This window comes from Psychrobacter sp., assembly GCF_035469765.1.
GTDB lineage: Bacteria > Pseudomonadota > Gammaproteobacteria > Pseudomonadales > Moraxellaceae > Psychrobacter.
On sequence record NZ_DATIRM010000391.1, the window covers coordinates 1 to 11,262 of the forward strand.

The 11,262-nt window shown below is 40.9% G+C and carries 10 protein-coding genes; 8 read left to right on the plus strand and 2 right to left on the minus strand.

Annotation, left to right across the window (positions count from 1 at the left end; all coding sequences use genetic code 11):
• Positions 1-163 precede the first annotated feature (163 nt).
• The 7 genes from VLN09_RS10850 (at position 164) to VLN09_RS10880 (ending at position 7,506) form a co-directional block, all read left to right on the plus strand.
• Positions 164-1,258, plus strand: a complete 1,095-nt coding sequence (locus tag VLN09_RS10850) for a hypothetical protein (protein ID WP_325246416.1) — start codon at positions 164-166, stop codon at positions 1,256-1,258.
• Positions 1,259-1,269: 11 nt separating this feature from the next.
• Entirely contained in the window at positions 1,270-2,406 is a 1,137-nt protein-coding gene (locus VLN09_RS10855) for a glycosyltransferase family 4 protein (RefSeq protein WP_325246418.1), read from the plus strand.
• Position 2,407: 1 nt separating this feature from the next.
• Complete coding sequence (locus tag VLN09_RS10860; protein WP_325246420.1) at positions 2,408-3,019, plus strand: sugar transferase; 612 nt, start codon at positions 2,408-2,410, stop codon at positions 3,017-3,019.
• A gap of 12 nt (positions 3,020-3,031) precedes the next feature.
• Positions 3,032-4,234, plus strand: a complete 1,203-nt coding sequence (locus tag VLN09_RS10865) for a DegT/DnrJ/EryC1/StrS aminotransferase family protein (protein WP_325246422.1) — start codon at positions 3,032-3,034, stop codon at positions 4,232-4,234.
• Between the two features lie 104 nt (positions 4,235-4,338).
• A complete protein-coding gene (locus VLN09_RS10870; protein WP_325246424.1) occupies positions 4,339-5,793 on the plus strand; it encodes a capsule assembly Wzi family protein in 1,455 nt (484 codons plus the stop codon).
• A gap of 259 nt (positions 5,794-6,052) precedes the next feature.
• Positions 6,053-6,940 (plus strand): bifunctional methylenetetrahydrofolate dehydrogenase/methenyltetrahydrofolate cyclohydrolase FolD, encoded by an 888-nt coding sequence (gene folD, locus VLN09_RS10875; RefSeq protein ID WP_325246425.1) that lies wholly within the window; start codon positions 6,053-6,055, stop codon positions 6,938-6,940.
• The gene (locus tag VLN09_RS10880; RefSeq protein ID WP_325246426.1) at positions 6,940-7,506 is read left to right on the plus strand and encodes a phosphate-starvation-inducible PsiE family protein; all 567 of its coding nucleotides are present in this window, start codon (positions 6,940-6,942) and stop codon (positions 7,504-7,506) included. The genes folD and VLN09_RS10880 overlap by 1 nt, the downstream gene beginning before the upstream one ends.
• 112 nt (positions 7,507-7,618) lie before the next feature.
• On the opposite strand, the gene corA is transcribed toward VLN09_RS10880, so the two are convergent.
• A complete protein-coding gene (gene corA / locus VLN09_RS10885; RefSeq protein ID WP_325246428.1) occupies positions 7,619-8,833 on the minus strand; it encodes a magnesium/cobalt transporter CorA in 1,215 nt (404 codons plus the stop codon).
• Positions 8,834-8,894: 61 nt separating this feature from the next.
• Entirely contained in the window at positions 8,895-9,284 is a 390-nt protein-coding gene (locus VLN09_RS10890) for a DUF2237 domain-containing protein (protein WP_325246430.1), read from the minus strand.
• Between the two features lie 481 nt (positions 9,285-9,765).
• Between VLN09_RS10890 and VLN09_RS10895 the strand changes: the two genes are divergently transcribed.
• Positions 9,766-11,073: an ATP phosphoribosyltransferase regulatory subunit gene (locus VLN09_RS10895; protein WP_325246432.1), complete on the plus strand. Its 1,308-nt coding sequence runs from the start codon at positions 9,766-9,768 to the stop codon at positions 11,071-11,073.
• Positions 11,074-11,262 lie beyond the last annotated feature (189 nt).

Genomic DNA, 11,262 nt, shown 5'->3' on the forward strand with positions numbered 1-11,262 from the left:
ATAGGCAGCTATGGGAAAATTGTACCTATTAGACAATTTCAAAGTTTAGCAAAGGCTATCGAAGTCACTTTATTAACTGACCAAAGAAATATATTGGGTTGTCAGTATGCCAAAAGTAAATTTGATATAAATATTATTTCAGATAAATGGCTGAAGATATATTATGAAAAATAATCGGCTTTTCTTCGAAAGGGTTTCTACTTCCACTATCTTCTTGTTTGTTACCGCTGCATTATTTTTAAAAATTATTGCTTTTGTTTTAATGAAAAATGGTATTTTAAAAATAAACTTGGGAGGAGGTAGTGATGCTTATTATTATAACTCTTATGCTGAAGGGCTTACAGATACTGCAGTAAATATCTGGCCAGTATTACTAAGGTGGTTAAATGATTTGGGTTTATACTCACGCGACTTGACTACCTATTTTTTATTTTTCTTAAGTTTGATTGTTATTCCAATTATGGTAAATAGGCTATCAGGGCTAACGTTTAAATATAATCAAAAATACTATTTATACTCTCTTCTGGTTTTATTGGTTCATCCAACGATTTTTATGTTATCGACAGATGTTTTTCGTGATGTGTTCATGGCTTTTTGCTTCCTAGTTGGATGCATGACAGTAAAAAAATTCTTAAATAGCAGTAATGTTTTACATTTTTTATTTTACTTTCTGCTATCTGTTGCAATTGGTTTTTTCTTAATACAAATTAGGCCTTATTTGGGGTACGCATACCTGCTTAGCCTTTTATTTTTGAAAATGAAATTTACTAAAAAAAGAGTCTTTTATTTAGGTTCTTTGTACCTTTTACTTCTCTTTATAGCCAATTATGTAGGTGTTCTACATTTGCTTACTGAATACCGATCTGGATTTGAAGAGACAGGAGGTGGTTCAACATTAGGTTTGAGTTTTTCTAATCCTGTATTGTTCATACCTAATTTTATACTCAGCTTTTTGGGGCAAATGTTAGGTTTATATATTACTAATCCATTAGCAGTTATATTGTTTGTAGTCGAAACATTACCATTCTTTTTTATGCTGGTATATGTACTAAAAAATATTAAACTAGCGGATAGTTTTGTACGTTTTTTGATTATATTCTTTGTGCTGTACGGTAGTGTTTGGTTAATCGGGAACGATAACTTGGGAACAGCAGTTCGTTTGAGGATATATAACTATATAGCCATATATATAAGCTTTTTCTATATTCTAAAGCTTAGGAGTTTGTCTCTTAGAAAACATGCCTCAAATAAATTATAGGTGGTTAATAGATGAAAATAGTTATCTTAGGCACCATCGCTTACAGTCTTTATGGCTTTCGTGCTGACCTTATCAAGGAGTTAATCAAACAGCAACATACTGTTTATGCATTTACTTCTGAATACACCTCTGATGAGTTAAAGAAGATAGAAGCGCTAGGAGCGGTACCAGTTACCTATGAATTAAAGCGAGGTGGGTTAAATCCTTTATCTGATATAAAAGCAACTTATTTACTATCCAGAAAAATTAAAGGACTGGCGCCAGATATTGTATTCTCTTACTTTTCTAAACCTGTTGTTTTCGGAACACTAGCGGCTAAAATGGTCAAAGTGCCTAAGGTAATAGGTATGTTGGAAGGACTGGGTTATGCTTTTACTGATGGACCGACAGCATTAGATAAGAAGGCTAAGCTTGTTAAAAAAATTCAGGTTTTTCTGTATAAAATAGCTTTACCACAACTAGATAAGGTTATTTTTCTAAATCCTGATGATCCAAGGGACTTACTGGATAAATATTCTATCAAAGTAAAAGAGGTAGAGGTAGAGGTGTTAGGTGGTATAGGATTAAATCTAGAATATTACCAATATCAATCCATAAAAGATATTAAACCACCTATCAATTTTTTATTTATTGGTCGTTTATTAAAAGAAAAAGGCATACATGATTTCATTGCAGCAGTAAAAAAGGTAAAAAATAAATACCCTGAAACGCAGTGTACTATTTTAGGAGAGATTGATGTATCTAACCCTGGAGCATTACAACCGTCAGAATTGGATGATCTGATTGCATTAAATCTTGTCAATTATGCTGGCCAAGTTGATAACGTAAAAGACTGGATTGCTAGAAGTCATGTTTTTGTATTACCGTCTTATCGCGAAGGCGTACCGCGCAGTACTCAAGAGGCGATGGCCATAGGACGAGCCGTTATTACTACAGATGTGCCCGGTTGCCGTGAAACGGTTGTTGATGGTGTCAACGGCTTCTTGGTCGAAAGATGGAATCCACAAGCATTAGCTGAAAAAATGATTTACTTCATAGAGCATCCTGAAAAAATCAAAGAAATGGGCGATGAAAGCTATAGAATAGCCCAAGAAAAATTCGATGCCGATAAAGTTAATAAACGATTAATAAACATGTTGGGCTTATAAAATGATAAAAAGACTATTTGATATCACCCTTGCCACTACTGCTTTAGTCGTGTTATCTCCTGTTTATGCTATCACGGCTTATAAAGTAAGGCAGAGTTTAGGAGCGCCGGTCTTGTTCCGTCAGATCCGTCCAGGCCTGCATGGTAAGCCGTTCGAGATGATAAAATTTCGTTCGATGAAAGATGACGTTGACATACATGGTAATCCCTTAGAGGATGACGAGCGCTTGACTTCATTTGGTAAGGCTTTGCGTAATACCAGTCTTGATGAGCTTCCTGAGCTATGGAATGTGATTAAGGGTGATATGAGTTTGGTCGGTCCGCGGCCATTATTGATGGAATATCTGCCACTATATAATGATGAGCAAGCTCGTCGCCATGATGTGCGTCCGGGTATTACAGGGTACGCACAAGTTAATGGTCGTAATACCATCGGGTGGGACGAGAAGTTTGCACTCGACACGTGGTACGTTGATCATCAGTCATTATGGCTAGATACTAAAATTTTATTAAAAACGGTAAGAAAAGTCATTATTAAAGATGGTATTAGTGCTGATGGTGAAGCGACCATGAGTAAATTCACAGGCAATAGCGTCGATAAAAAAGCGCTTTGATGAGGGACACCTATGCTAAATACCCCGTTTTCAACATGGCCGAGCTTTACTCAAGAAGAAGCTGATGCTGTTAGCCAAGTGCTTTTGTCCAACAAGGTTAACTATTGGACAGGGCAAGAGTGCCGTCAGTTTGAGCAAGAGTTCGCTGAGTGGTCAGATAGTAACTATGCGATTGCACTGGGTAACGGTACCTTAGCATTAGATGTTGCCTTGCAGGCGCTTGGAATAGGTGCAGGCGATGAGGTTATCGTCACGCCGCGCACCTTTATTGCCAGTATCTCATCAGTGGTCAATGCAGGTGCCACTCCTATCTTTGCAGATGTTGATATATCAACTGGTAACATCAGTGCTGAAACGATTGCAGCGGTATTGACTGATAAAACAAAAGGTGTTGTATGCGTGCATTTAGCAGGTTGGCCATGTGATATGGATGGCATTATGGCGCTTTCGGAGCGGCATGACTTGTATGTGATAGAGGACTGCGCTCAGGCGCATGGTGCTCATTATAAAGGTCGTAGCGTTGGGAGTATTGGTCATGTTGGCGCGTGGAGTTTTTGCCAAGACAAAATCATCACCACAGGCGGTGAGGGCGGCATGGTCACTACCAATGACGAGCAATTATGGCGAAAAATGTGGGCCTATAAAGACCACGGTAAGAGCTACTCTGCTGTTTACGAAACTGATCATCCACCTGGTTATCGCTGGCTGCATGACAGTTTTGGTACCAATTGGCGTATGACTGAGGTACAAGGGGTGATAGGCCGTATCCAATTAAAGAGAATGACTGATTGGACTGCTAAGCGCACGGCCAATGCCCAAAAAATATTAGAGTCATGTGCTTATTGGGAAGAAAAAGGCTATCTATCGGTGCCAAGATTAGAGAAATCTTCTGAGTTTTCAGATTCTAAACATGCTTATTACAAGCTTTATATCTATGTCCAGCCAGACAATCTACCTGAAGGTTGGTCACGTGATCGCATCATTGAAGAAATTAATGAGCTAGGAGTACCTTGCTATTCGGGATCTGCCTCGGAGGTTTATCTAGAAAAAGCGTTCGATGATACGGGCTTACGTCCAGAGACTAGATTGCCAGTCGCAAAACAACTGGGCGAAACCAGCTTGATGTTTCTAGTGCATCCAACCCTAACTGAAGAAGAAATTAAGCAAACAGTACAGGCGATTGATAGCGTATTTGCTATCATACATAACCAGTAATATATAAGTTATTGAGTTAAGTTGAATTTAGTTACGTTACTATAGATTGATGTTTGACCGATAGTGCTTATAATAAATCCCTTATAACCGAAGAGTATTTGATCATGTACAAGAAGTTAAGCATTTTATTGGGTTTAGGTGTTTTATCATCAGTGTCGATGTTGGCATCTGCACAAAATCTGTATATGAACGATCTAAAGCTTAAGGCAGATCTTGACTGGCTCAATACTCAAGGGGTAGCGCAGATTAGCACCAGTACTTGGCCGCTGACTGCTAATGAAATCAAACGCGCTTTAAATGGCGCTAATGCTCAAACGTCAGCACAGCAGCAGATATTACAGTCGGTACAAATGCGATTAAATCAGAACCGTGATTCAGTGGTAAAAGGGTCAGCATCACTGCATATACAAACTGACAGAGATCAGCTACCACAAAAATTTGCCGACGATCAGCTTGCTGGTCAGCAAGCAAGCGTTGGGGTGTCGCTTAGCGAAGCGGAATGGGAATTTAATTTACAAGCCAACTTGAAAAATGACAAACTCATCGACGATAGCTCAGACGTTAGCTTTGAGGGCTCGTATCTTGCTGGCACTGCAGCTAATCAATGGTTAATCGCGGGTAAAATTCCAACGTGGTGGGGACCTGGGCATGATGGTAGTCTTATTCGAGGCGATGCCAGCTTACCAGTCGCTGGTTTTACCATGCAGCGTGATCAACAAACAGCCCCTACATCGAAGTATTTATCATGGGTCGGACCTTGGCAATATCAGTTATTTGCGGGTCAGCTAGAGGATTATGAGGTGATTCCCGATACTAAACTATTTGGCGCACGATTAACTGCTAGCCCATGGGAATGGTTAGAAGTCGGCGCTTCTCGTACCTTTATGTGGGGTGGTGAAGGTCGTCCACAGAGTTTTAGTTCCTTCACTGATGCTCTTTTAGGTACCAAAGATAATGAAGCGACTAATAGTATTGAGGCAGCTGATGATCCAGCCAATCAACTTGGTGGTTTTGATGCGCGCTTAAATTTAGCGCCATTGGTGAATGTACCTGCGGGCATTTATGCTCAATATGTGGGTGAAGATGAAGCAGGCGCGTTGCCAGCTAAAAATATGTATTTAGCCGGTATTGATTATGCGTCTGCTGCTTACGGTAAGCCGTATCAGCTGTATGCGGAGTATACAGACACCCGTTCTAGTGGTGAAGTTCGAGGTGTTTCTTACGACCACTTTGTTTATACAGACGGCTATTATCAGCAAGGATTCCCATTAGGCTATGCCCTAGGCGGCGATGCAGAAAGTATCGCGCTTGGTGGTCGCTTATGGCTCGATAACCGTAACTTTATTAATGCAAAAGTGCAATATGCGAAAGTCAATCAAGCGGATGAAGCGATTAATCAAGCCTTCCCAACGACTGATAAGCTGACAGGTATCGACGTCGCTTGGGAGCATCAGCTGAAGCCACAAGCTTTGGTTACGACGAGATTGTGGGCAGTAGACTCTGATACCCAATCAAGCGATATTGGCGCGGCAGTGGGGATAGAACTCCAAACGTATTAAATTATATCTTAGTTAGTTTACGAAAGTTGTTTAACACATAAAATTGGTCTATTAGCAGTTAATAGATCGATTTTTTATGGTCATGTTATTGTTTTTTAGTTAGGGCCTTTTAATAGGGCGCTAGGATTTTTTAACCCAGACAGGTACAATATCAGTCTCAATTAACGGTCAAAAAGAATTGACCGAGCATAAGACAGGCATGCAAAAATACTGCAGGCGCTGTCTTTATTTTTTTATCGCACCCTCTATTGGAGTTACTATGTCAACTGCCCAAGGATCTGCTACCGTTTTGGACGGTAAAGCACTTGCTAAACAAATAGAACAGCAACTGAGTACGCGTGTAGACGCTATTAAAGCTAAGACAGGACGCACACCAAGCTTAGCAACAATATTGGTAGGCGATGACCCTGCTTCTGCAACCTATGTACGTATGAAAGGTAATGCTTGTAAGCGTGTCGGCATGGATTCTATACGGGTTGAGATGCCAAGTGTGACGACGACTGAGCAGCTCATGGCGAAAATAGACGAGCTTAATAACAATCCAGATGTGCATGGTATCTTGCTACAGCATCCAGTACCTGCGCATATCGATGAGCGTGCTTGCTTTGAGCAGATTAACTTGGCAAAAGACGTCGATGGTGTGACCTGTCTTGGTTTTGGTCGTATGGCAATGCAGCAGTCCGCTTATGGTTCATGCACACCGCAAGGTATCATGCATTTATTAGAGCATCATAATATCGAGCTTGCTGGTAAAGAGGCGGTGGTTGTAGGTCGTAGTGCGATCTTGGGTAAGCCAATGGCGATGATGCTATTAAATGCCAACTGTACAGTGACGATTTGCCATTCAAGAACGCAAGATTTAGAATCTCATATTAAGCGTGCAGACATAGTTGTTGGGGCAGTGGGCGTACCTGAGTTGATCAAAGCCGATTGGATTAAAGCAGGCGCGGTAGTCATCGATGCAGGCTTCCATCCGACTGATAATGGCGGCGTCGGTGATATCGAGCTGCAAGGCGTAGAAAATATTGCCAGTGCTTATACACCAGTCCCAGGCGGCGTTGGACCTATGACCATCAATACCCTTATTCGCCAAACCGTTGATGCTGCTGAAAAATCTGCTGGTTTGAATAGCAGCGAAGTAAGCTGATGAAACCACTGTCAGAACAGCGATCTGAGCAGAAAAATAGTCAAGCGCATCAAGCTAATGACACTAATGTATCAAAGTCAAAGATTGGAATACATGAGCGCATGCAGCATATCGGCAGAGAGTTTGTCGATATTTGCCACTACATTATTTTATTTTTAATCAGTATGGTGGTGGTTTGGACAGCGGGTAAAGAATTCTTTGTGATCTTTCAAAAAGGTTCAGCAGATTTAAAAGATATCTTATTGCTCTTTATTTATCTAGAGCTGCTAGCGATGATTGGGATCTATTTTAAGACTCACCGTTTGCCGGTACAGTTTTTGATATTTATTGCGATTACGGCTTTATCGCGACATTTAGTCGTCGATGTACAGGCGGTATCAGATAACTTTCACTTATGGCTGCTAGCAACGATTTCCTTTGCCATTATGGTGCTGAGTGCATCAATTGTTATATTAACTTGGACGGCTAAGATGTTTGGACGACCAGAAGATTATTTGAATGACCATCAAGTGATCAGTACTGAGCATCACTTGCCTTGTGTTGATAATAAGCAGCCTCTTAAATAATTTTTATCGATAAAGTGATTGATAGGTATCGATAAGTTACTAACGATATTTAATAGCTGTTAATAAAAAAAGGGTTGCCAATGGCAGCCCTTTTTTTGTCTACAAAGCGAGTTTATAACCAGGCTAATCTTTTAAAGTTAAAGTATAAAAAGCTACATAGCGAAATAATAATTGCCATGATAACTAGGTAAGAGTACTGCCAATGTAGCTCAGGCATAAAGTCAAAGTTCATCCCATAGATACCAGCAATCGCTGTCGGCACTGCCAAAATACCCGCCCAAGCTGCAAGCTTACGTACCACTTCGTTCTGTCCCATATTAACCATGGCAAGATAGGTATTCATAACCACGCTTAGCATCTCATTTAAACCGTTAATAGCATCTAAAGAGTGCAGTAAATGGTCATTCACATCGCGAAAATAAGGCTTGGCCGCCTGAGAAAAACTGGAAACCAGTTCGCTTTTTTTATGATTGATAAAAAAGCTACAGATGTCTTGCACAGGCAAAATAATAGCGCGCATATGCACCAGTTGTGATTTTAATTCATATAGATTTCTAAGCGTTTCTTTATTAAATTCATAAGTAAAAATATTGCGCTCTTGCTCACGTAAATAGCTGCCTAAGCGGTCGGTCACTGGCATATAGTTATCGACAATAAAATCAAGAATGGCATGCAAAACAAATATTGGTCCCATGCGCAGCTTTTCTGGGCGACGATGACAGTGCTCGCGTACGGGCGTATAAGAATTGGACGGACCATTACGAATGGTAATCAGATAGTTTTTTCCCATAAATATCGCCGTAGTACCATAACGGATGACATTGTCTTCGAGCTTAGCAGTACGCAGCACCACAAATATCATGTCATTGTCATAATTCTCAACCTTGGCGCGCTGATGATCGGCAAAGGCATCCTCAATCGCCAGTTCGTGTAGCTCAAACGCATCTCTGACCTTGACCATGGTTTCTAAACTTGGGTCATATAGCCCAAGCCAGATAAATTGACCACTATTGCTCAGTGCGCGGCTGACATCATTTAGTGCGACTTTATTCGTTTTTTCACCCGTTTTACGTGAGTAAGCGTAGCAATTGACCACCTCTTCATCACTTAATAAATCAATGTCTTCATAACGCTCAGAGTCAGGGTCATAGACGGTCATTATCTCGATAGTATCTTCGACTGTTGCATCTGCATCACCATAGATATAGCTGTCATAATTGTCTAAATAGGAATGCTCATCTCTGACGGCGGCGTCAATAAGACTGACATTAGACTCAGGTGTGATACGTGTTGTCGTTTTGACAATCAGGTCATCATCTTTATTCATACCTGCTCCTTTTGTCTAAGTAAAAAATAAATATAAAAACAGCCTATGTTACGGATATAGATTACAGCGCAAAGCTTTTTAATGTATCGATATCGACTAAGCTCAATAAGCTTTCATGACAAGCTTCAAGCTTTATCCGCGGTGCCATCCCTAAATCTAAGGCTTCAACCCAACGTAGCGCGCAAATACACCAGTAGTCACCAGGTTGCAGACCGGCAAAACCATACTCAGGCAGCGGCGTAATCAAATCATTACCGCGACTGGCTGAAAAGTTTAAAAACTCACTGGTCATTTTGGCGCAAACGGTATGTTGACCAACATCGTGGTTGCCTGTATGACAAAAACCATTGCGATAGTAGCCAGTAAGTGGGTCAAAACAGCAGCTGGCAAGCGCTGTACCAAGGACGTTGGTTTGGTTGATGGCAGGATTTGGGTGATAATCAGACGACATAAGACTTCCAAAATAAAAATATAAGCTAGTGTAACATGAGTGTGTATTTAAGGCGTTATTCAACGGTAGATAGCGATGTATGATTGTTAAATAATGCTATATTTTTCTATAAATATGCCGCTTATGTAAGGATAACTCAGCCCATTACAGAAGCGTTTTTGTGATTGCTTTAAGAAATTAGATGGCGATTGTACCTAATTGTCACTAGGCGAAGCTTGGCTGCTATGCTAAACTAAAGCATAAAGTGCCTTGATTATTTATCATAATTTTTTAGCGCATAAAGATACTCGTCTTATCATCCTAACTTATATTATTGCTCACCCTTTTGCGGTTACCTAGTTTGCTTATCAATAATTGGGTCAGTGATGTTGCGCGTTAAAAATAAAAATCGCCTGATATCCCTGCAATTGGAAATATAACCTTTAAGTACCGCATTTTTACCGCGCTTTTTGGTAAGCGATACGCCAAACAAGGATTTATTGTGTCTGCCAGTTCTGATTCTGCCAAACCTGCCCTGCCAAATTCCATCATGCAAGCGGCTACTCAGCCCGCTGATAATACCGCCGCACCCAACCGTTTACCTTACCTTAGCAATCTTGCCAGCGATGTTGCCAATAGCTGGTTGCTGCCTGACGGGGTGGTCGATGTGTTGTTCGAAGATGCTCATAAGCAAGAAGTGCTTAGACATCAATTGATCCAGCAGCTTATCAGCCATGGCTACCAATTGGTCAATCCGCCAATGATTGAGTTTACCGAATCTTTATTAAGCGGTGCCTCAGAGGATTTGAAGCGTCAAACCTTTAAAATTATCGATCAGCTATCCGGTCGCTTGATGGGCATACGTGCCGATATCACGCCACAGATTCTGCGTATTGATGCACACCATGGCGGCGATGGAATCGCGCGTTATTGCTATGCAGGCGATGTCATTCATACTTTGCCGTCAGGGCTTTTTGGCTCACGCACACCGCTACAGCTCGGTGCTGAGATATTTGGCTGTGAGTCCATTACTGCTGATATCGAGCTGATAAATGTGCTGTTTAGCATGGTCAATAGTCTAGATATGAGCGCGGCATTGCACGTTGATTTGGGTCATGTGGCGATATTTAAGCGCTTGGCAGAATTGGCGGCATTATCTGATAGCGATACTGAGCAGTTGATGCAGCTTTATGCCAATAAAAACTTGCCAGAGCTTAAACAGGTTTGCCAAGTATTGCCGATGGGTAGTGATTTTTATACCTTGGCACGCTTTGGTCATGACATTGCAAATCTGCTTGGAAGATTGTCGGAGAATGCGCAACAAGATACCCAAATCGTCACTGCTATCAATGAGTTGCAACGTCTAAAAACGCACTTGCAAGCGCAGTGGCAGTGTCCGGTAAGTATCGATGTGACTGAGCTGTCAGGCTACCATTATCATACGGGCATCGTGTTTAACGGTTATATCAATAGTGAGACTCAACCACTAGTACGTGGCGGGCGCTTTGATGGTATGAAAAGCGGTAATCAATTAGCTAGTAACCAGCCGCGTCAAGCGACAGGTTTTAGTATGGATGTTAGCCGTTTGCTCGCGCATACTCAGCTTGATGCGCCTGTTATTGTGCTGGTTGATTATGACGCTTTCAATCATTTGGACAGTGAGCAGCTGCAGCTATTATTACAGCAAGTGGCAAGCTTACGTCAGCAGGGTTATCGCGTGACCATGCCATTAACGGCAGAAGATATGCCAGTGGGTATGACTCATCGCTTAAACCTTGTAGATAACCAATGGCAGCTACAAGCGGTTTAACTTTAAAAATATTTTAAGTTTATAAACGCTTTAAACAAAAAAGCACTTGGTATAAAAAGATATTTAGTGATTAAGTCGCTAAAGATATACGGTCATCAAAGTATCATTTTTAGCATTACTTCAGTTTTGATAGGTAGTTTTAAACACTTATTGCACACACCTCAATACATCAAGGTAAGGATTTATCAT